Here is a 21027-nt window from a genome sequence, read left to right on the forward strand (position 1 = left end):
ACAATTCAAATTATTAAGACATTTGGACTAACCCATCATTTTCTCTAGTCGTATCAGCCGTAACAAAAAAAGCGTCACCGTGGAAGGTGACGCCAGTCATCAATAAACATCTTTTTGTGTGAAATGGTAGAACGCATAAGCGAGAGCCGCTAGCGACCAGACGAATATGACGATGAGCGAGAACGGTAATGTCATCCCCTCGATCGGTGGGGCTTGCCCCTCGAGATAGGTATGAAGACCGAAGTTGACGTTCACCAAATATTTCGAGCTGTCCCAATTCGACCCGAGCGACGTGAGGAGCGGTCCTGAAATCAGGACCGCCATCATGATCCCAATCCCAGTCGCCGTATTTTTGACGATGACCGAGATCATGAGTGCGATCGTCCCGACGGCCGCGACGACGAACCAGGATAGGCCGACCGACATGAGCAAATATTGCCACATCGGCAGCGTATGGACGAAGTCGGTCGAGAACGTCCCGGTCGCCGAGGCTTGGAACCCAGTCAAAATCGGCGCGGTCCATCCGTCCCAACCGAGCACGATCCCAGAGATGACATAACTGACGAGTGCCGTGATGAAGATAAGAATCGACGTATACAGCAGCGTCGTCATCCATTTAGCAAGCAAAATCTTAAAGCGCCGGACCGGACGGGACAACAGCGTCTTGATTGTGCCATCATTATGCTCACCGCTGACGATATCGGCCATCAGGACGATGATGAAGAGTGGGAGCACGAGCGTCGTTCCTTGCGAGAAGAAGACACGCATGAACGTCGGCGCCCCAGGATAGTTCGGGTTAATATCATTATCTAAGTAATATTGATTCTGTTGGACCTGGAACTCCAAAATTTGACGGAACTCATCCTGAACGTTCGCCGAGGCGAGCCGGTTTTGCGTATCAACGATCTCTTGCTGTAAATCGACACGCCAGTCAATCGTTCCTTGTTCTTCCCGTTGTTTCTCGATCTGCCGGTAGTTGGCATACGTGAACATCGAGACGAGCACGATGAGAATGGTCGACACGACGAGAAGCCGACGTTTCTTATGAATCTTTAAGACTTCGTTCCGAATGAGGCCAAGGATTGACGGATTAGACAATATGGTCACCCCCGGTCAATGAAATAAACAATTCTTCTAGCGTCTGGACGCGTCGTTCGAGACCGAACACGTCGACGCCTCGATCGAGCAAGTAGCGATTCAAGCGAGCCGTTTCTTCCAGATTCATTGAGACCCGAATCGTCCGTTCATCGACAACATCGGCGTGATCAATCGACTCGAATCCGCGGATGATCGGCAAGACTTCAAAACTGTCGGCCACGTGGACATCGACCGTCGACGCCAACTCATGAATCAGTTCCTCGACCGTGCCGACTTTCACGATTTTCCCGCGCGACATGATGGCGACGCGGTCCGCGAGCAGTTCGATTTCAGCCAAGATGTGGCTAGAGACGAGGACGCTCAAGCCCGTTTCTTCGACGAGACGGCGGATGAAGAGTCGAAGGTCACGAATCCCCATTGGGTCGAGCCCGTTCGTCGGCTCATCGAGAATCAAGACGCGTGGATTGTTCAACATGGCCTGGGCGATACCGAGCCGTTGCCGCATCCCGAGCGAGTAGGTCTTCACTTTGTCATCGATTCGTGCCGTCAAGTCGACGAGGTCAATCACTTCTTGAATGCGGGCCTCATCGACACCGGGTAACATCCGGGCGAAGGCGTTTAAGTTCTCACGCCCGCTCATGAACTTGTACAGTTCGGGGTTCTCGACGATAGCGCCGATTTGATTCATCGCCTGCACGAATTGACGTTCGACGCTGAACCCACAAATTGAGACAGTCCCGTTCGTCGGTTTAATCAATCCGACGATCATCCGGATCGTCGTCGTCTTACCGGCCCCGTTCGGACCTAAGAACCCAAACACTTCTCCGGGGAAAACATCGAACGAGATGTCATCGATGATCGTTTTCTTACCGATTACTTTTGTCAAATGGTCTATTTTCAATGTTGGTTGCATCATCTCACCTCATCTACATTCTATCGGACTCGACCGCATCTGTCCTATTCGAACATTCACATAGGGCAGGTTCAAACTTATTTGATATGATAGTTCTATAGAAAGTGAGGTCATCACATGAAAAATGGGAAATGGTATACGTTTTTAATCGGTTCTGTCTTCTTGACGGGCATCGCCCTTTACGGGTTATGGATCGGTTATCAAGATATCGTCAATCCGCCGGAACGGACACTCTCGGTCAGCGAAGACGCGAGACCCGAACCGGTCGGTGACGTCTACGTCGCACTTGGAGATTCATTGACACGCGGCGTCGGCTCGACTTCGGGTGCTGGATATGTCCAACCGGTTGGTGAAGCTCTCGAAGAAGATGATATCCGCACGCAGAACCTGGCCGTCTCTGGTGCCCGAACGGAAGACCTATTGGCGCAGCTCGAGCAACCCGAAGTAAGACGCACGATTGAGAACGCCCGCTATATCACGCTCACGATTGGCGGCAATGACTTGTTCAATCGCGGCGAGAACGTCGACAATTTCGAATCGGTCGATATCGAGCAAGTCGTGACCGATGCAAAGACGAACTTGAATGAGATTTTCGAACAAGTCCGCGGGTTGAACGATACGGCGCAAATCGTCTATATCGCACTCTATAACCCGTTCCAAGCGAACGAGAACGGCGAGGCGTTCAACCAATTGATTCTCGATTGGAACGCCTCGGCCGCCACGTACGGCAACGCGCAACGCATCGATGTGATCGATCCATTCGCTTACGTCTCTGACGTCGGCCGTGACCTCGCGACCGACCAGTTTCATCCGAGCGACCGGACGTATGACAAGTTAGCCGAGGACGTGCTTTTCATCCTCGAGTAAGCAAAATGGCCTGATCGTCGCGATCAGGCCATTTTTTCATCGTTCATATTTGACGAGCCAACGCTCCCCGTCGCGTGTCATCGTCGTCCCGAACCAGCCCGTTTTCAATAGAGCAACTTGTTGTTCGGTCTCGCCCATGTTGAGCCACGTCGCCTCACCCGCCGGTTTCCAATCGCTGTGCAGTTCCTTCATAAAAATGTAGCGCAGTTTGCCGCCGTATTTAGGTTTGAGGGCGCCGATGCGAAGGCCGAGCGCGAACTTGTCCTTCAGACTCGGGATATTGAACGGCGCCACGGTCGCGCATACGAGGTCGAACCGACTGTCCTGTTCAAGCTCTTTCATAAGGAGCTTGCCGAGATGTTGTTGCAGGCCGTAACCACGATAGTCCGGATGGACGTTCGTCACTTCTTGATACAAGACGCGGTCGATCGTCTCCAGCGGATAACCGATATCATAGCCGAGATGCTCCGCGTCGAGCGGCGGGATAAGCAGGGCCCGGAACGCAATTAACGTCCCTTCGTGATACGCCCCAATCAACGTGCGGTCGCTCAACAGCTTCATGAACTCTTCGGTCGTGAGCGACTGGTACTGACTTCCTTCCGTCAACGCGTCCATGACGGACCGTTGCACCGCCTCGATTTGATCGAGCTCTGCCACCGTCAAATAGTTGACCACGATGTCGAGGCCGTTACAATCACCGCGCCACATGGTCGGCCCCTCCGACGACGTACGTCGCCGTCGTCAGACGTGACAAGACGTCCTCATCGACGTCGACACCGAGACCAGGCCCGTCGGTCAGACGGATGAACGGCAAGTCGTACATCAAATTGCCGATGTCTTCAGCGAAACGGAGCGGTCCCGTCAATTCAACCGATTGGACAATTTTGCTCGAGAAGGCGACATGGAAGCCCGCGCTCGAGGCGACCGACGACTCGACCATCGAACCGATTTGACACTCGATGCCCGACATTTCGGCCATATGCACAAGTTTTTTCGCCGGATAGATGCCGCCACACTTCATCAATTTGATATTCACTTTGTGGGCGGCCTGCATCATCGTCAACCGACGCATCTCCGTCACGCCGCGCACCCCTTCATCAATCATGAGCGGCACCGTGATTTTCCCTTTCACTTCGACCATGCCTTCAAAGTCGTCGGCCTTGACCGGCTGTTCGACCCAATCGATTTGGAATGGCTCGAGCTGCTTCATCGCTTGGAGTGTCTTGGCGGCATTTACCCAACCCTGATTGACGTCGACCCGAATCGGCACGTCTGGGCCGACGGCACGACGGACCGCCTCGACCCGACGTACGTCCGAGGCGACGTCGACGCCGACTTTCATCTTGACGGCCGTGTACCCTTGTTCAATCTGTTCGCGAGCCTCGGCCGCCATCGCCTCCGGCTCGCCGATACTGAGGACGTGCGTGACCGGAAACGCGTCGTGATAACGGCCACCGAGCAAATCATACACTGGAAGCCCGAGCTTTTTCCCGACGACGTCATGACAGGCGATATCGAGAGCCGCCTTCGCCGCCGGCACGTCACGGATGGCCCGGTCCATCACGTCGTGAATCCGTTCCATCTGTATCGGATTTTCTCCGATTAAGAGCGGTCCGAGCACATGTCGAATCACACTGATTGTACTATCGAGCGATTCGCCCGTGACATGTTCATCGGCGACGGCCTCTCCATAGCCGACGTGACCACATTCGGTTGTCAATTTTACAATCACTGAAGGCATGTCGTCATAACGATGGTAACTGACGATGAACGGCACTTTTAACGGTAATCGAATCGCAAACAGTTCGATTTTCTCTATTCTCATATCCATTCTCCTTTACTTCTTACTTGTCATTAGCTATATTGTCGTTAAATAGTCGTTAAATTGCAAGGAGGAGTTTTGATGTCCATCCATATCGCCATCGTCGGATCGCACGAATTTGTGGAGACGATTCGCTCGCTCGGTTCACCAGAGGACGTCCGGTTCGCCTATCATCCGTATGAGCATCCGCACGAAGCAGCGACCATCGCTCAAACGCTCGGCTCGTTCGACGGCGTCTTTTTTTCCGGCTCATTCCCGTTCGCCTATGCGACCCCTCATCTTAGCCACGTGGCGGCACATCACGTCGTCCAAGACGAGACTGTCCTCTTGACGACGCTTTTATATGCGACGCTCACCCACTCCGTGTCGCTCAATCAAGTATCAATCGATTTGGTCGAACCGAGACGACTGACGTCGATTCTCGACTCGTTTCCAAACGAACGGGTCGCCCCCACCGTCATGCGCATCAGTCCTGATCTCGCATTCGAGGACGTCATCGCCTTTCATACCAATCACCAAGGCAAACAAACGAATCTGGCCATCACGAGCATCGAGCGGGTACATCATGAGCTCGTTCGTGCCGGGTTCAACAGTCAACTGATGATTGAGCCGACAGTGACCGTCAGGAACCATCTCGAACAGTTAATTCAACAAGTTCGGCAACAGTTGGCCGATGCCGCCCAGTTCGCCATCATCCGCTACGACACGGACGATATGGCGTTGCGTGACCATCTCGACTCGGTCCGGTATCTGGGTGGACATCTCGAGTCCGCGGAGGACCATCACATCACAGTATTGACGACCAAAGGTGAAGTGCTAAACGCGTTCGAAGAAGATACGCTCGCACCGATCGGGACGTACCGCATTGGAATCGGTTATGGCACGGACTATCAACAGGCGGACGAGCATGCTCAAATCGCCTTGTCTGCCGCAAGTGAAGAGCGCATCCGCATCGTCGATGATTCCAAACGATTATCGTTCCCGACCCGTGACGCGCACATCCCGTATCGCGTGACGGAACAACTTGCCTTCGACTTCATCAAACAAGCCGGAGTCAGCCCCGTCAATATCGGGAAGATTTTACAATTCGCCAAACGAAAGCACGAGTTCACGGCTAAAGAGTTGACCGACTATCTCGACGTGACGCGACGTACGACGGAACGGCTCATCAAAAAACTACATGACGCCGGCATCGTCGATGTGATCGGTGAAGAGATGAGCTATGGCCAAGGCCGGCCTCGCGCCGTCTATAAATTCAATTTCCCGACCTCATGAGGCCGGGAAATTTTTTATTGCGCCGCTTGTTGTTCAATCAATGGTTCTGCACTCAACACAGCGATCCGTTCAATCGTGAAGCCTGTGAACGCATAGATGATTGAAATGACAGGAACGACAAAGTTTAAGATAGCGTATGGCGCGTATTCGAAAGCCCCGACGCCGAGTGTCCCGAGAATGAACACGCCGCACGTATTCCACGGGATGAAGACCGACGTGAGCGTACCGCCGTCTTCAAGCGCTCGCGACAAGTTCTTCGAATGAAGTCCCATCTTCTCGTAGGCACTGGCGAACATGCGTGACGGCACGACGATCGAGATGTATTGTTCGGAACATGATGCGTTCGTCGCGAACGCCGCTAAAATCGTCGAAGCGACCATCGATCCGGCCGTCTTCGCAAGTTTGACGATTTGGTTCATGATGGACTGGAGCATGCCCGAGTATTCCAAGATGCCCCCAAACGTCATCGCGACGATCGTCATCGAAACGGTATACATCATCGCATCGAGACCACCCCGACTGAACAAGTTATCGACGAGTTCGTTGCCGGTGTCGATTACGTATCCACTTTGGAGCGCGCCGACACTATCTGAGAGCGAGCCGCCTTGGACGATGACTTGCGCCAAAAAGCCAAGGGCGATGCCGACGACGAGTGCCGGAATGGCCGGCACTTTTTTCGCGACGAGCGCGATGACGGCGAGGGGGATTAGCAACAACCACGGTGAGATGACAAAACTGTCTTTTAAAATCGCGAGCGTCTGGACGATTTCCGACGAGTCCGTCGTCGTCTCGCTGAAGCGGCGGCCGAGCCACCAATACGCGCCAAGCGCAATGATAAGGCCCGGGATAGTCGTATAGAGCATGTGACGGATATGGACGAATAGGTCCGTATGCGTCAAACCGGCCGCCAAGTTCGTCGTATCCGACAGCGGCGACATCTTGTCCCCAAAATAGGCGCCAGAAATGACCGCTCCGGCGACCATCGGTGCTGGTATCCCCATACTTAGCCCGATGCCCATCCCGGCGACGCCAATCGTCCCCATCGTCGACCATGAACTTCCGATGGAGAGCGCAACGACCGCACAGATGATACAAATCGTCACAAGAAAATAGGCCGGTGAGATAATCGTCAACCCATAATAAATCATCGTCGCGACGACGCCTCCCCCAATCCACGCCCCAATCGTCAAGCCGACCAAGATGATGATGACGACCGCCGGCAAAGCGAGCCGAATCCCTTTGTACATCATCTCTTCAATCTCTTTCCACTTATAGCCGTGTCGCCAGGCGACGAGTGCCGCCACAGCAGTCCCGATGATGAGCGGGATGTGTGGGCCTTGTTTTAATTGGACAATGGCTACGAGCATGACCCCGATCATGACAAGTAGCGGCAATACTGCCCAGCGAAGCTTCATGTCTACCTTGTTCCCCTGTTGTTCCATGTACCTTCCTCCCCGATAGCGAAAGATTCTGAATTGTCGTTATATTGTCGCTAATAAGATGATGATAACGCTTACATTCGAGGAAGGCAATAAAAAAATGAACGGAAGCGAAGTCCCCTCGTTCATTTCGTTAATCAATTAGTGTGTACGGCCCGTCGCAACGTATCGGCGAGCAGGGCGGACGCTTCCGGTAATACGTCACGATCGAACGTCATTTGTGGATGATGAAGCCCTGGTGTCAAGTTGGCCCCGATTCCAATCATCGTCGCATCGAGTCCCGGTTGCTCGACCGTATAAAAATGAAAATCGTCGCTACCTGACGTGATGATACGATCGACGAGCGTATCATCCCCGAACCGCTGACTAATCGCTTCAGCCGCATGTCGGCTCGAACGCTCGCCAATCAAGGCGCCAGGGGTGAAATCTTGCCACTCCCAGTCGATCGTCACTCCATGCAGGACTGCAATCTGGTGCAACATCGTCTCGACCCGGTCGCGCAGCTTGAGCAGTTCCTTGTTCTGTTGGGCCCGGACGTCAATCGAGAATGTCGCATTGCCCGGAATGATGTTCAAATTCTCACTCCCAGCTTGTACACCCGTCAGTTTGACCGAATGCGGCTCAAACGGTGACAAATAGATACTCTTAAGCATCTGTTGAATCGTGAAAATGACGTCTAACGCGTTCTGACCTTGATGCGGCCGCGCGCCATGAGCATCGTCCCCGCTGATCTTGCCTTTCAAGAAGAACGCGGCCCCATGTTGAATCGCAGCCGCATATTGACCGCGTTTCAGTTCCTCGAGCGGACGCAAATGAATGCCGTACAGCTGACTGACGTCTTGTAACGCCCCGTGTCGAATCATCGCGAGCGACCCGTTGCCTTGTTCTTCGGCCGGTTGGAAAATAAACCGGACCCGTTTCGGCAAGTGTTCGTGTCGCAACTCATCAAGTGCACCGAGCACCATGCTGATATTGGCATCATGGCCACATGAGTGATTGGCTTGGAACGTCCCGTCAACTTGTTGCCATAACGCGTCGATGTCGGCTCGGACAGCGATGACATCATCTCCCTCACCAATCTCGGCGATGACGCCGGTGACGTCGGCAAACGTTTCGTGACGGACTTGCCATGACGTCAAAATATCGGCAATCGTCTTCGTCGTCTCGATTTCTTTCCAGCTCACTTCGGGATGGGCATGAAAATGCTCAAACCAGTTCAATACGTTCGTCATGATCGATCCCCCCATATGTACTTATATTTTTTTGACCCCTTTAATCAATACCCATTGCAGCGGCAATCGGGCCCACGTCACCCATTTCGGGAGCGGCATCTTGCCGAGTTTCGACGGTTTGAGCGCCATATTGATATTGGCCGGGAAGACGGCAATCAAAAATGCCGGTAACGTTCCCTTCACAAACCGTGTTCCCTTGTTCGTGAGCAACAGTACGCCATAGACGACTTCGATAACCCCGCTAGCCTGGACCATGAACCGTTTGAACGGCCATGATTTCGGAATGATCGACATGAACGCCCGTTCTTGAACGAAGTGCATGATGCCGGCTCCTAAAAATAAAACACCGTATAGTGTGCGAATCAATGGAATCCCCTCCTTTTTTCTAAGCATAACAAAAAAGATGGGCTACGTGCCCATCTTTACAATGCATCCCCATTCGCATTTTGAATCTCGACATCGACCGTCTCGGTCTTGCCGTCACGAACGTATTCGATTTTGACCGTTCCGTCCGTATCGCGAATCAATTCACTCCGAAGGTCAATGAACGACGAGACGGCTTGATCATTGATTTTCACGATGACGTCGCGCGCTTCAAGTCCGGCCCGTGCGGCCGAGCTGTTCGCTTGTACTTCGACGATGATCGTACCTGCTGTCACCGACTCCGGCAAGTTGATTTGCTCGGTCAAGTACCCTGGTGGGAACTCGGACACGTCTCGGAGCGACACACCGAGCGACGGATGGTTCACTTCGCCCGTCTGTTCGATTTGATTGATGAGCGGCAAAGCGATATCGACTGGAATCGAGAAGCCGACCCCTTCCACCGAATCGGTCGCAATTTTCATCGAGTTGATGCCGATCAATTGGCCCGATTCGTTAATCAAGGCGCCACCGGAGTTACCCGGGTTGATGGCAGCATCCGTCTGGATGACCTCGGCATTGAAATCGGCTTGTCCATTCTCATCCGTATCGACCGGAACGAGACGGGACGTCGACGAGACGACCCCACGCGTCACCGAGTTCTCAAACTGGCCGAGCGGATTGCCGATGGCGATGACAGTCTGTCCAGGTTTTAGTTCACTTGACTTCCCAATCGTGATGACGGATGAGACTTTGTCCGCATCGACTTCGAGTACAGCCAAATCGTACGTGGCGTCGCTGCCCATCAACTTGGCGTCCGCTGTCGATCCGTCATTGAACGTCACGGTGAGACGGTCAGCACCGTTGACGACGTGATGGTTCGTGACGATGTAAGCCGAGTCACCGTCTTTCTTATAGATGACACCCGAGCCGACACCAGCTTCAACCGCTTCATTCGATAATCCGTTCGAAGCGAAATTGTTTACCGTCACGACGGCAGGTTGTGCGGTCGCGACCGCATCGGTGACCGAGCTGTCCGCCGTCGTCGATGTCGTCTGGACCGGTGACCCTTCCGACGTCACGTTCGTATCAGACACGTTCGTTGGGACTTGATCGATGAACGGGAAGGCGATGGCCCCAGTCAAGACAGCACCGATTACCCCACCGACAAACCCAGGGAACATCCGACCGACGAATGAAGGTCGGGCCGGTTGTGTTGCGCGCGACGGCTCTTGTCGTTGTTCGGACGAGCCAAGCTCGGTGTCGAGCCAATCCTCGCGGCGATTTGGTTCATTTGATTCTGTTGGACGATCGTTGCGTTCCATGTGTAATCATCTCCTATATGATGTTTCCTCTTTTGTTCTACCCTTAGTATAAGAGGCATAGTCATCGTTGTGCGGAAATGAGACATCGATTACAAGATTCTTCACAATTTGCGTCAATTGGATCAGACGATGACGTTTTTTAACGTCCCGAGTCCCGTGATGCTCACTTCGATCGTGTCCCCGGATTGGAGATAGACGGGCGGTTTCATCCCATGGCCGACCCCCGCCGGCGTACCGGTGGCGATGATATCACCAGCTTCTAGCGTCATCCCTTTCGACAACGTCCGAATCAACTCTTCAATTGGACGAATCATGTCCGCCGTCGACCCGTTTTGGCGTGTCTCACCGTTCACGACCGTTTGAATCGCGAGCGGGAATGAGAGCTCATCCGGTGTGACGATATACGGTCCGAGCGGACAGAACGTGTCGAACGATTTACCGCGGAAGAATTGGACGTGCTGTTTTTGAACGTCCCGGGCCGTGATGTCGTTCAAAATCGTATAGCCGAAAATATGGGCGTCGATGTCGTCGATGTCCCGCCCTGATTTTCCGATAATGACGGCTAGCTCGCCTTCGTAATCGAGTTGGTCGGTCAGTTCGGGATGACGTTCGACGACAGCCCCTGGTCCAACGACCGAAGTCGGTGCTTTCGTGAAGATGACGAGTTTGCCGGCTCCCGCCGTATCCATCTCTTTCACGTGTTCTTCATAGTTCTTGCCGATACAGATGACGTTTTTGAGTGGTCGGTATGGCGCGACGAGCGTGACGTCGGTCAATGCGGTCCGAGGTGCGACGTCCAAATCGACATCCGGTTCAAACTCTCGCGCGATGACCTCTAACAATGAAGTCGTATGTAATTGGTCACTGACGTCATAGACAAACTCCCCCGCCACGACACCGACCCTTTGCTCTCCTTCGACTTGAAAACTACACCATTTCATCAAAATTCCCCCTTTTTTGCTAGTATACAAAAAATCGGGACGCGACGGCCCCGATTACGCTTTGTTCAAGAAAATAATTCGCTGATTGCTCGACCCCCGAAATCGGAGCGACCGGTCCATGAGCGGCTGTTCGAAACGACCGTCGACAAGTACATCGGCACGATCGAGCACACTTGTGACGTACTCATCGTCCATACCTTGTAACTGTTCGAACGTATAGCCTGTATACACCCACACGTTTTTCTGAAGCGCCTTGCACCCGTCGACGAGCCGTGCCAGTGCTTCTGGTTGCAGGAACGGCTCTCCGCCCGAGACGGTAACACCGTCCCACCCGGATTGTTCGATTCGGGTGAGCAAGTCCTCGACTGGAACGTCTTCCCCACCTCGCGGGTTCCACGATTCCGGATTGTGACATCCAGGACAGCGATGAGGGCATCCTGCCGTAAAGATGACCGTGCGAATGCCTGGACCGTCGACGACCGATTCGTTAAGTACGGATAGGACGCGCATGATGCTTCACCCTCGCTCGTTCTTCTTCTCGTTTCGCCGAATTCCATCGGTCCATCGTACCGACCAGATAGCCGGTGATGCGACGAATCCGTTCAATTTGCTCTTCCTCGCCACACGTCGGGCACGCGGCATCAATCGTTCCCTCGAGGCCGCAGTTACCGCACCGGTCGACGGGATGGTTAATCGATCCGTAGCCGACGTTTTCGGTTCGCATGAGCCGGACGATCGCTTCGACCGCTTCCGGGTTATGGGCAAGCGACCCGTCGACTTCGACATAAGTGATATGACCCGCGTCACAGAGCGCATGGTACGGCGCCTCCAAGCGAATCTTGTCACGAATCGACACTGACTGGTACACCGGCACATGAAACGAGTTCGTATAAAAGGCGCGGTCGGTAACACCCTCAATCATCCCGAACGCCTGCTGGTCCTTCAATACGAACTTCCCAGACAATCCTTCGGCCGGCGTGGCCAAGAGCGAAAAATTTAAATCGTGCTGTTCTGCCGCCTGTCTCATCCGATCACGTAAATGTGTGACGATATCGAGTCCGAGACGTTCCGCTTCCCGTGAATCGGCATGCGTGCCGCCTGTGAGCACGCGTAGCGCTTCGGCGAGACCGATGAAACCGACGGACAACGTCCCTTGCTTCAGTACATCCCGTAGCTCTTCTTCCGCCTGGAGTCTCTCGCTGCCCCTCCAGACGTGTTGAGCGTAAAGGAAGCGGAATTCGTCGGCATGACGCTTCGCTTGATAGTCGTACCGTTCGAGCAATTGATCGATGGCGACGTCGACGTAGGCGTCGAGCGTCTCATAAAATGTATGGATGTCCGAAGCGACGAGTGCCATCTTGACCAAGTTCAAGGTCGAGAACGATAAATTACCTCGTCCAATCGATGTCTCGGCGCCGTGACGATTCCCCATCACTCGCGTCCGACACCCCATATAAGCGACTTCTGAGTCATGGCTCCCATCATAATATTGCAAGTTGAACGGGGCATCGACGAACGAGAAGTTCGGGAATAGACGCTTGCCCGTCACGCGACAGGCGAGTCGGAACAAGTCGACGTTCGGGTCGGTTTCATGAAAGTTGACGCCCTCTTTTACTTTAAAGATTTGAATCGGGAAAATTGGCGTCTCCCCGTTGCCGAGCCCCCGCTCGGTCGCATGCAACAACTCGCGGATGAAAATCCGGCCCCAACGGCTCGTGTCGGTCCCGTAGTTGATGGAGACGAATGGCACTTGGCCGCCTCCTCGCGAATGCATCGAATTGGCATTATGGATGAACGCTTCACACGCTTGATAGGTCGCTGTGATTGTCTCGGTCTCAGCGACTTCGAGAAGTTGCTCGGTCGACCATTCGACCGGAAGCTTCTTGAGACGCTCCAGTTGACGTTCATACGTCTTTTCGACGTATGGCGCTAAATCGACATCGAACATCGGGAACGCTTGACCCCCGTGTTGCATATTCTGGTTCGCTTGAAGAATGATCGAAGCGAGTGCCATCGCCGAACGGATGTCCTGGGGTGGTCGAATCGTCCCGTGACCGGTATGAAATCCGTTCGTCAACAACTCGCCGAGCGGGATTTGACAACACGTCGTCGATCCCGTCACGTAATAGTCGGCGTCGTGGATGTACAAAAAGTTGTCTGCGACGGCCTGACGTGTCCTCTCTGACAACAAATACGTTGTCGACAGCTGTTTCGATACTTCCGAGGATAATCGTGCCAGTTTGCCAAGTGGTGATTTCCCGTCAACGTTGGCGTTCTCTTGTACGAGATCTTGATCTGGGAGAACACAGACATCTTCATAAAGCTGGAGCATGTTCACTCCGCATCACCTCACTATATATTGATATGAATCGAGTTATGAACTCGATTCAATTCCATATATAGATTATGTCATGTTTGAGCATGGAGATGTGGAGTCTAAATTGTGAGCGTTGGTTGTGATATAAACGCAAAAACAGCCAAGCCCGCATATGGACTCGACCGTTCTTTCAAGTGACCCAACTTATAATTCTTTAGCTGGTTTCACGATTTTTAATTCAACTTCTTCTTTTTCCTCTGACTCTTGAGCTTCGCGCAAGCCTTTCGCGTTCAACCACGTATAGATCGCACCCATGAACAAGGCGCCGCCGATGATGTTACCGAACGTGGCCGGAATCAAGTTGTGGATGGCGCCGGCAAAGCTAATCGCCTCAGGGTGTGGGACGACGAGAGTGAGCGCAAATAAGACGAAGTTGGCGATGACGTGATCAAATCCTGACGCGAAGAAGACGGCGACGAGGAAAATCATCGAGAAGATTTGAGCGAACTCATTTTTCATCTGTTTTGGTAAGAAAATCGCGAGACAGACCATCCAGTTACAGAAGATGGCACGGAAGAAAATCTCGACCGTCGTATGATGCATCTTGCTCTCGACGACCGCGAACAACCAGTTATCCATCCCGAGTTCTTGGATGACGCCGGTCGGGGCGAGCAACAAGGCGAACAAGACACCACCGAGCGCGTTCCCGACGAAACAAAGTAACCAGACGAGCATCGTGTCACTGAGCGTCGTATAGCCGCGTAACGTCGACGTCGTGAAATACATTGTGTTCCCCGTGAACAATTCGGCTCCGCCGTAGATGATCATGACAAGCGCGATCCCGAATGAGAACCCACCGATGAGTGTCGTGAACGGTGAATCGATCAAGTACATCCCGTTGACGACTTTAAGTGTGAAGATTGAAGCGAATCCGATAAAGATCCCCGCGAGCATTGCCCGTAAAAAGTATTCCATTGGCCGATAATGAATCATTTGCGAAGATGCCTGAGCTTTTTTCCGTAATGATTCGAGTGCATGGATTTCCATTGATGCCATGTCACAAACCCTTCTTTCTGTTTGAATGAACCCATATAATAAGAACGAACATGTGAAATCATTAACAATATAAGCCCGAATCCAATAAATTGCAATCGACCTTGGAACGTGTTGACACATTTTTCACATCGTAATCGTTTACATTTGTCGGATTTGTGACGAAAAAAACGACCCTTCGCAAAGGGTCGTTCGATACAGCTTATTCTTTGTCTGCAGACTTCTCTTCAGACTCCTCAGAAGATGCCTCAGCCGACTCTTCTTCTGTTGCTTCAGCTTCACTTTCTGTCGTTGTGTCTGTGTCTGCTTCAAGTTCTTCAAGAGAGACCGGCTCGTTTACAGATGCGATTTGAAGCTCGCCATCCGAGACGATTTCATAATCTTTGTTCTCTGGAATGTCAGCTACCGTGACCGAATCACCGATACCGAGTTCAGAAACATCTAGTTCAATTCGTTCCGGAATGTTAGCCGGTGTCGCCGATACCGTTACTTTATAAAGCGTTTGCGCCAAGAAGCCGCCTTCTTTGACACCTTTCGCATCGCCGACGAGTGTGACGTCTGCTTCGACTTCCGTCGCTTCGTCCATCTTCACGGCCATGAACTCGACGTGCTTGTATTCGTTCGTGAACGGGTCAACTTCAGTCCCGTGAACGAGCGTGTTCACTTTCTTGCCGTCGATGTTCAACTCGATTAATGCGTTGTCACCGTGTTCGCGGAGAATCTTGCGAAGTGCCATCTCCTCGAATGCAACTGGTGTGCTCTCGACTTTATAGCCGTATACGACACCTAGTACTTTACCTTCTTTACGCAAGTTTGCGCGGACCGAACGTGGTCGTAATTCACGTTTCGTTACTTTAAGCGTGTCTGCCATAATCTTTTCCCCCTACTGGTTTATCGATCATGTCTACATCTTGAGGGTGAGGCAGTGAAAAAGCCACCTCTCAACCTCGATGCGTTGAGTGACATGTGTATATTGTTCCCATAGGCACCCGGACATAAACGTTACAGCCGGTTAAAAAAAGATTACAAGCGTGTCACATAACCCGTTTGAACAACTTCTCAAGTTCGTACGTGCTCCATTTCACCAAAATCGGTCGCCCGTGCGGACATGTATACGGGGACGTCGTCTGATTGAGGTCATTCAGCAATTGCCGCATCATTTCGTGGTTCAATGGATGGTTCGCTTTAATCGACCGCTTGCACGCCATCAAGATTGACGCGTCTTCCCGATATTTGGCGAGATTGACAGAGCGGTCCCGAATCGCCATCTCAATCAAATCGCGGACCGTTCCTTCTAAATCGTGTTGCGGGTACCACGTCGGAATCTCCCGGACGAGGAACGTGTTGCCACCGAACGGCTCCAATTCGAGACCCGCTTCTTTCAAGAGCGGAGCGACTTCTTCAATCGCGAGCGTCTCTTCTTGCGTGAACTCGAGCGTGAGCGGGAGCAGCAACAATTGATATTCCTTGTCCGGATTCCCGAGTTGCTCATAAAACAATTCGTATTTGATCCGTTCCTGAGCGGCGTGTTGGTCGATGACATACATGCCGTCTTCGGAACCGCAGACGATATAGCTCGCATGCAATTGGCCGATGACGTCGAGCGGCGGCAACCGCTCTCCTTTCGTCTCAATTTTGTCCGATTCGATAATCGGGTCGGTCGGTGCAGGCGCTTCATTGACGAGCGGGGTCGGCGACCATCGGCTTGGTGACGTGACAGGTTCACGGGGAATCGGATAGTTCCACGTCGGCGGTTCATCCGTGACAGGTGTCCGTTCGACCGTGAAATCAAGTCGTTCTTGTTCGGTCCGATTAACCGGTCGCTCTTTCGGTTTGACCGATGGGATTAAACGCTGTTCCCGGAGCGTCAGTTGGACCGTCTCGCGAATCAACTGGCACAGCTCTTTCTCTTTCGAGAGTCGGACTTCCCGTTTTGTCGGATGGACGTTAACGTCAATCAACATCGGGTCCATCTTCACTTCAAGGACGGCGATCGGATAACGACCAATCGGGAGTAGCGTGTGGTAGCCCTCGAGCACACTTTGGGTCAGCGCAAAGTTTTTGATGCTCCGTCCGTTCAAGATGAGCGTCACATACTGCTTGTTCGACCGGGTCACTTCCGGACGGACGAGATGGGCGCTCAAGCTATAGTCGTTCGTCTTGCTTGACGCGGTGACGATTTGCGCCGCGACTTGACGTCCGTAAATGGCGAGCATGACTTGCTTGATGTCGCCGTTGCCACTCGTCCGCAGGAGTTCCTTGTCTTCATGGAACGCCGTGAGGCGAACTTCCGGGTGGGATAAGGCGATCCGGTTCAACGTATCGGTGATGCTCGCGAGTTCGGTCGCCGACGTCTTCAAGTATTTAAGGCGGGCCGGTGTATTGTAGAACAATTGACTGACCGCTATCTCTGTTCCGACGTTGGCTGCGGCCGGTGTTTGCGCCGTAACGACACCCCCTTGGAGCGTCATCTCAAATCCGTCCTCTTCGGTCCGGCGTGACTTCAGCGTCACATGACTGACCGAGGCGATGGACGCTAAGGCCTCTCCACGGAAGCCGAGCGTGCGAATCCGGAACAAGTCGTGCTCGTCCCGAATTTTGCTCGTCGCATGACGCAAAAAGGCGCGCGGAGCATCCTCTTCATAAAACCCGTGCCCGTTATCCCGAACTTTAATGAGACGTATCCCCGCCTCCTCCAAGTCGACTTCGATTTTCGTGGCACCGGCATCAATCGCATTCTCGACGAGTTCTTTCACGACCGAGGCCGGGCGTTCGACGACCTCGCCGGCCGCGATTCGGTTGGCCAGTTGCTCCGGTAACTCTTGAATGATTCCCATCGACTCACCCCTTCTTCGCAGATTGTTGGAGCGCATAGAGCGCCTGCATCGCCTCAATCGGGTTCATCGCCAGTAAATCGAGGTCGAGCAGTTGTCGTTTGATATCGTCTTCCGCCTCAAATAGTGACAGTTGGGCCACAGGTTCGGCTGGCACCGGATGTTCCACGACTGTGCGGGCCGGTTTCGGTTCCGTCTCGAGCTCAGACAAAATCGTTCGCGCCCGTTCAATCAAATCAGGCGGCAAATCAGCGAGTTCGGCGACATGAATCCCGTACGACTTGTCGGCCCGTCCCGGGTGAACTTCATGCAGGAAGACGACGCGCCCGTCCCGTTCGATGGCACGGACGTGCACGTTCTCAAGGGCAGGAATCGTGTCCTCGAGCACGGTCAACTCGTGATAATGGGTCGAGAACAACGTCTTCGCGCCGATGGTGGCCGCGATATATTCGACGATGGCCTGCGCGAGCGCCATGCCGTCATACGTCGAGGTTCCTCGTCCAATCTCATCGAGGAGGATGAGACTATCTGCTGTTGCTTCCGTCACCGCCTGCCGTGTCTCCGTCATCTCGACCATGAACGTCGACTGACCGCTCACCAAATCATCGGCTGCCCCGATGCGGGTAAAGATGCGATCGAACAATGGAAGTTCGGCCGCTTCGGCCGGCACGAACGAACCGATTTGATGCAGGATGGCAATCAGTGCGAACTGGCGCATATACGTCGATTTACCGGACATGTTCGGTCCGGTGATCAACAGCATGCGCCGCGTGTCATCGAGCGTCAAGTCGTTGGCCACGTATTCACCACGAGGCAATACCGTTTCGATGACCGGATGGCGCCCACGATCGATTTGGACATTGTTTGACGTTGTCGGCCGGACATAGTCCCGTTTTTCGGCGACAATGGCGAGCGCGAGCAGGACATCTAGTTCACTTAATGAGCGGGCCAGTTGTTGGAGCGGTTTCGTCTCTTGTTTGACTTCTTCACGTAACGTGACGAACAAGTCATATTCAAGCGTACAGCTCTTCTCCTCGGCACCGAGGATGAGCGCTTCTTTTTCTTTTAACTCAGGCGTGACATAGCGTTCGGCGTTCGTAAGCGTCTGTTTCCGTTCATACCGCCCCTCTTCGAGTAAGCGCGCGTTCGCTTTCGTCACTTCCAAATAGTAGCCAAAGACTCGGTTATAGCCGATTTTCAGCGACTTGATGCCGGTCGCGAGCCGCTCTTGTTGCTCGAGATTGGCAATCCACGTCTTCCCGTTCGCTTTCGCCTCGAGCAGTTCATCGAGTTCTGTCGAATAGCCTGAACGAATCATGCCACCTTCTTTAATCGAGATGGGTGGTGTCTCGACGAGCGCCGCCTGAAGTCGTTCCGATAGCGCGTCGAACGTGTCGAGCGTCGCATCGATGTGATGCAATCGTGTTGCCGTGACATTCGCGAGCAACTCTCGTACCGCTGGAATGCGTTCAAGCGTGTTCCGCAACTGAACGAGGTCACGTGCGTTGGCCGTTCCGTATCCTACTTTCGCGACGAGCCGTTCGATATCGTAGACGTGACGTAACTGCTCCCGTAATTGATCGCGGAGCATGAAATCATCGACTAAATTTTCGACGGCATCTTGGCGTTCACGAATCGCCTGTTCCGTATAGAGCGGCTGTTCGAGCCAACGTTTCAATAGTCGTCCCCCCATCGCCGTCGTCGTCTCATCGAGCAGGGCGAGGAGTGATCCTTTCCGTTCCCCGGACCGGGCCGAACGGAACAGCTCCAAGTTCCGGGCCGTATTCGCATCGAGTTGCATATGGGCCTCAACCTCGTAGGCGACAGCGGGCTGCAGGTGATCGAGGGCTCGTTTTTGCGTCCGCGTCAAGTAGGCGAAAAGGAGTTCGAACGCACTTACTTGCGCCTCGTCGCGGGCACCGCTCGACAACGTGCTCGACAATCGCTCCGTCTGTACCGACAGCGGGATGCCGAGTGATGAGAGATGGTCTGCCAACTCGGCGTCATCAACGATGATCTCGCTCGGGACCAGTCCTTCGACTTCGCGTAGGACGGCCTCGCGCGACGGTAAGGTCGTCAACCATGATTCACCTGTCGTCACGTCGCCGCGGGCAATCCCAAAACGGCCTGCGACGTTCACGACCGATAGTAAATACCGGTTCTCTTTCTCACCGAGCGCGGCCATATATGTACCCGGCGTGATGACTTGAATGACTTCCCGTTTGACGAGTCCTTTCGTCGCTTTTGGATCTTCCATCTGCTCACAAATCGCCACGTTGAACCCTTTTTCAATAAGTTGCTCGATATAAATCGCAGCGGAATGATGCGGGACCCCGCACATCGGAATCGGGTGCTCGGCGTTCTTTCCGTTTTTCGCAGTCAATGTCAATTCGAGCTCTTTGGCGACGATTTGAGCATCTTCAAAAAACAGCTCGTAAAAGTCACCGAGCCGGTAGAAGAGAAAGGCGTCTGGATAATCGGCCTTGATTGAAAAGTATTGTTTCATCATCGGGGTTTGATGTATCGTTTCCATTCGTGTTCACCTCTAGAAATTAGAACAGCTGACCAAAGGCCAGCTGTCTGTTTGTTAGTATCCGCAGCCGCCGCGTGATTTCTCCGCTGCCATGCCGCTACCTGTTTTGCCGGCGAGAACGTCACCGTCCGTCGACTCGATAATGCGATCTGTCACCGAGTTGACGAGTGTGACCGTCACGTATTGAAGCAAATCGTTCACTTCGACTTGCGTCTCTTGGAACGCCTGGACGACCGGAATCGAATCGAGTTCGTCCATCGCTTTGTCGATTTTTAGCTCGACTTTGGCGAGTGCTTCCGTCTTTCCGTAGTGCTTGCAGTTGACGGCTTCTTTTTGTAAGTATTTGATACGCTTGATCAACGTTTGAACGCGCTCACTTTCGTTCACTTTCGTTTCCGCTTCTTTGAAGCGGGCCACTTCCGGCGTGCTCGCCAATAAGTCGGCTAATTCTCTCGCTTTTTGAATCACAGTTTGATCAGTCACCATCGTAAACCCCTTTGCTCTCTATGATTGAACGCACGATTTGACGCACGCAAGTATTCCTCATCATTCTACCACGAACTTATGGCAAACGGTACCGCATCGATTCACTTCGAGACGGTCGCCGTCCGAACCATATCGACGTGGGGAATCCCATCCTCTAAGTACTCCTCGCTCGTTCGTGTGAACCCAAAGCTTGCATAGAACGGCTCCACGTACGTTTGCGCTTGCAAATACAAATCGCGATCCCCAAAGTCGGCCACGGCTTCTTGCATCAAGCGCCGCGAATGGCCTTGTCCCCGATGCGTCGATTTTGTGACGACACGACCGATGGCGATTGGCGCTTCATTCTCGAGGACACGTAACGCCGCGATCGGGCGACCGTCTGCCTCAATCCAGTAATGGACGGCCGTCACATCTTTCCCATCGACTTCTTGGTACGGGCAATCTTGTTCCACGACGAAGATTTCAGTGCGGAGCGCCAATAACTCATAGAGCTCTCTCGTCGTCAATTCGTCAAACCGTTTTTTCTGCATCT

The 21027-nt window shown here is 53.2% G+C and carries 19 protein-coding genes; 2 read left to right on the forward strand and 17 right to left on the reverse strand.

What is annotated here, in order from left to right:
* Nucleotides 1–99: 99 nt before the first annotated feature.
* Together KNP95_RS05985 and KNP95_RS05990 are read right to left on the reverse strand one after the other, a co-directional pair.
* Nucleotides 100–1098: an ABC transporter permease gene (locus KNP95_RS05985; RefSeq protein WP_021067298.1), complete on the reverse strand. Its 999-nt coding sequence runs from the start codon at nucleotides 1096–1098 to the stop codon at nucleotides 100–102.
* Complete coding sequence (locus tag KNP95_RS05990; RefSeq protein WP_214711058.1) at nucleotides 1091–2011, reverse strand: ABC transporter ATP-binding protein; 921 nt, start codon at nucleotides 2009–2011, stop codon at nucleotides 1091–1093. Before KNP95_RS05990 ends, KNP95_RS05985 begins: the two co-directional genes overlap by 8 nt.
* A 117-nt stretch (nucleotides 2012–2128) precedes the next feature.
* On the opposite strand from KNP95_RS05990, the gene KNP95_RS05995 reads away from it, so the two are divergent.
* A complete protein-coding gene (locus tag KNP95_RS05995; protein WP_029595597.1) occupies nucleotides 2129–2878 on the forward strand; it encodes a GDSL-type esterase/lipase family protein in 750 nt (249 codons plus the stop codon).
* A gap of 36 nt (nucleotides 2879–2914) precedes the next feature.
* On the opposite strand, the gene KNP95_RS06000 is transcribed toward KNP95_RS05995, so the two are convergent.
* Both KNP95_RS06000 and KNP95_RS06005 read right to left on the reverse strand, forming a co-directional pair.
* The gene (locus KNP95_RS06000; RefSeq protein WP_214836109.1) at nucleotides 2915–3586 is read right to left on the reverse strand and encodes a GNAT family protein; all 672 of its coding nucleotides are present in this window, start codon (nucleotides 3584–3586) and stop codon (nucleotides 2915–2917) included.
* The gene (locus KNP95_RS06005; protein WP_214836110.1) at nucleotides 3573–4703 is read right to left on the reverse strand and encodes a mandelate racemase/muconate lactonizing enzyme family protein; all 1131 of its coding nucleotides are present in this window, start codon (nucleotides 4701–4703) and stop codon (nucleotides 3573–3575) included. The genes KNP95_RS06000 and KNP95_RS06005 overlap by 14 nt, the downstream gene beginning before the upstream one ends.
* Before the next feature lie 78 nt (nucleotides 4704–4781).
* On the opposite strand from KNP95_RS06005, the gene KNP95_RS06010 reads away from it, so the two are divergent.
* The gene (locus tag KNP95_RS06010) at nucleotides 4782–5975 is read left to right on the forward strand and encodes an HTH domain-containing protein (RefSeq protein ID WP_214836112.1); all 1194 of its coding nucleotides are present in this window, start codon (nucleotides 4782–4784) and stop codon (nucleotides 5973–5975) included.
* A gap of 14 nt (nucleotides 5976–5989) precedes the next feature.
* Here KNP95_RS06010 and nhaC read toward each other — a convergent pair whose 3' ends face one another.
* From nhaC to KNP95_RS06075, 13 genes are all read right to left on the reverse strand, one after another.
* A complete protein-coding gene (nhaC, locus tag KNP95_RS06015) occupies nucleotides 5990–7390 on the reverse strand; it encodes a Na+/H+ antiporter NhaC (RefSeq protein ID WP_214836444.1) in 1401 nt (466 codons plus the stop codon).
* Nucleotides 7391–7551: 161 nt separating this feature from the next.
* A complete protein-coding gene (locus tag KNP95_RS06020) occupies nucleotides 7552–8646 on the reverse strand; it encodes an amidohydrolase (protein ID WP_214836114.1) in 1095 nt (364 codons plus the stop codon).
* Between the two features lie 21 nt (nucleotides 8647–8667).
* Nucleotides 8668–9012 carry a DoxX family protein gene (locus KNP95_RS06025; RefSeq protein WP_214836116.1) on the reverse strand — a complete coding sequence of 115 codons (345 nt, stop codon included), beginning with the start codon at nucleotides 9010–9012 and terminating at the stop codon, nucleotides 8668–8670.
* A gap of 56 nt (nucleotides 9013–9068) precedes the next feature.
* Entirely contained in the window at nucleotides 9069–10331 is a 1263-nt protein-coding gene (locus tag KNP95_RS06030; RefSeq protein ID WP_214836118.1) for a S1C family serine protease, read from the reverse strand.
* A gap of 122 nt (nucleotides 10332–10453) precedes the next feature.
* Nucleotides 10454–11272, reverse strand: a complete 819-nt coding sequence (locus KNP95_RS06035) for a fumarylacetoacetate hydrolase family protein (RefSeq protein WP_214836121.1) — start codon at nucleotides 11270–11272, stop codon at nucleotides 10454–10456.
* Nucleotides 11273–11326: 54 nt separating this feature from the next.
* Complete coding sequence (gene nrdG / locus KNP95_RS06040; RefSeq protein WP_214836123.1) at nucleotides 11327–11782, reverse strand: anaerobic ribonucleoside-triphosphate reductase activating protein; 456 nt, start codon at nucleotides 11780–11782, stop codon at nucleotides 11327–11329.
* On the reverse strand, nucleotides 11760–13604 hold the full coding sequence (locus KNP95_RS06045; protein ID WP_214836126.1) for an anaerobic ribonucleoside triphosphate reductase: 1845 nt from the start codon (nucleotides 13602–13604) through the stop codon (nucleotides 11760–11762). Before KNP95_RS06045 ends, nrdG begins: the two co-directional genes overlap by 23 nt.
* Before the next feature lie 189 nt (nucleotides 13605–13793).
* Nucleotides 13794–14636 carry a formate/nitrite transporter family protein gene (locus tag KNP95_RS06050; RefSeq protein WP_029595608.1) on the reverse strand — a complete coding sequence of 281 codons (843 nt, stop codon included), beginning with the start codon at nucleotides 14634–14636 and terminating at the stop codon, nucleotides 13794–13796.
* Between the two features lie 208 nt (nucleotides 14637–14844).
* Nucleotides 14845–15513, reverse strand: coding sequence for a 50S ribosomal protein L25/general stress protein Ctc (locus tag KNP95_RS06055; protein ID WP_214719712.1), 669 nt, complete (start codon nucleotides 15511–15513; stop codon nucleotides 14845–14847).
* 163 nt (nucleotides 15514–15676) lie between these two features.
* The gene (gene mutL / locus KNP95_RS06060; RefSeq protein WP_214836129.1) at nucleotides 15677–17479 is read right to left on the reverse strand and encodes a DNA mismatch repair endonuclease MutL; all 1803 of its coding nucleotides are present in this window, start codon (nucleotides 17477–17479) and stop codon (nucleotides 15677–15679) included.
* Between the two features lie 4 nt (nucleotides 17480–17483).
* Nucleotides 17484–20009, reverse strand: coding sequence for a DNA mismatch repair protein MutS (mutS, locus tag KNP95_RS06065; RefSeq protein WP_214836132.1), 2526 nt, complete (start codon nucleotides 20007–20009; stop codon nucleotides 17484–17486).
* Nucleotides 20010–20063: 54 nt separating this feature from the next.
* Nucleotides 20064–20495, reverse strand: coding sequence for a YlbF/YmcA family competence regulator (locus KNP95_RS06070; protein ID WP_214836134.1), 432 nt, complete (start codon nucleotides 20493–20495; stop codon nucleotides 20064–20066).
* Nucleotides 20496–20596: 101 nt separating this feature from the next.
* Nucleotides 20597–21025, reverse strand: coding sequence for a GNAT family N-acetyltransferase (locus tag KNP95_RS06075; RefSeq protein ID WP_214836137.1), 429 nt, complete (start codon nucleotides 21023–21025; stop codon nucleotides 20597–20599).
* Nucleotides 21026–21027: the final 2 nt, after the last annotated feature.

Source organism: Exiguobacterium sp. s36, from assembly GCF_018618345.1.
Classification (GTDB): domain Bacteria; phylum Bacillota; class Bacilli; order Exiguobacteriales; family Exiguobacteriaceae; genus Exiguobacterium; species Exiguobacterium chiriqhucha.

What these genes read in the sequence shown, in the direction of transcription:
- KNP95_RS05990 (WP_214711058.1), bottom strand. Translation starts at nt 2,011, where the DNA reads ATGCAACCAACATTGAAAATAGACCATTTGACAAAAGTAATCGGTAAG.
- KNP95_RS05995 (WP_029595597.1), top strand. Translation starts at nt 2,129, where the DNA reads ATGAAAAATGGGAAATGGTATACGTTTTTAATCGGTTCTGTCTTCTTG.
- KNP95_RS06000 (WP_214836109.1), bottom strand. Translation starts at nt 3,586, where the DNA reads ATGTGGCGCGGTGATTGTAACGGCCTCGACATCGTGGTCAACTATTTG.
- KNP95_RS06005 (WP_214836110.1), bottom strand. Translation starts at nt 4,703, where the DNA reads ATGAGAATAGAGAAAATCGAACTGTTTGCGATTCGATTACCGTTAAAA.
- KNP95_RS06010 (WP_214836112.1), top strand. Translation starts at nt 4,782, where the DNA reads ATGTCCATCCATATCGCCATCGTCGGATCGCACGAATTTGTGGAGACG.
- nhaC (WP_214836444.1), bottom strand. Translation starts at nt 7,390, where the DNA reads ATGAAGCTTCGCTGGGCAGTATTGCCGCTACTTGTCATGATCGGGGTC.
- KNP95_RS06020 (WP_214836114.1), bottom strand. Translation starts at nt 8,646, where the DNA reads ATGACGAACGTATTGAACTGGTTTGAGCATTTTCATGCCCATCCCGAA.
- KNP95_RS06030 (WP_214836118.1), bottom strand. Translation starts at nt 10,331, where the DNA reads ATGGAACGCAACGATCGTCCAACAGAATCAAATGAACCAAATCGCCGC.
- KNP95_RS06035 (WP_214836121.1), bottom strand. Translation starts at nt 11,272, where the DNA reads ATGAAATGGTGTAGTTTTCAAGTCGAAGGAGAGCAAAGGGTCGGTGTC.
- nrdG (WP_214836123.1), bottom strand. Translation starts at nt 11,782, where the DNA reads ATGCGCGTCCTATCCGTACTTAACGAATCGGTCGTCGACGGTCCAGGC.
- KNP95_RS06045 (WP_214836126.1), bottom strand. Translation starts at nt 13,604, where the DNA reads ATGCTCCAGCTTTATGAAGATGTCTGTGTTCTCCCAGATCAAGATCTC.
- KNP95_RS06050 (WP_029595608.1), bottom strand. Translation starts at nt 14,636, where the DNA reads ATGGAAATCCATGCACTCGAATCATTACGGAAAAAAGCTCAGGCATCT.
- KNP95_RS06055 (WP_214719712.1), bottom strand. Translation starts at nt 15,513, where the DNA reads ATGGCAGACACGCTTAAAGTAACGAAACGTGAATTACGACCACGTTCG.
- mutL (WP_214836129.1), bottom strand. Translation starts at nt 17,479, where the DNA reads ATGGGAATCATTCAAGAGTTACCGGAGCAACTGGCCAACCGAATCGCG.
- mutS (WP_214836132.1), bottom strand. Translation starts at nt 20,009, where the DNA reads ATGGAAACGATACATCAAACCCCGATGATGAAACAATACTTTTCAATC.
- KNP95_RS06070 (WP_214836134.1), bottom strand. Translation starts at nt 20,495, where the DNA reads ATGGTGACTGATCAAACTGTGATTCAAAAAGCGAGAGAATTAGCCGAC.
- KNP95_RS06075 (WP_214836137.1), bottom strand. Translation starts at nt 21,025, where the DNA reads ATGCAGAAAAAACGGTTTGACGAATTGACGACGAGAGAGCTCTATGAG.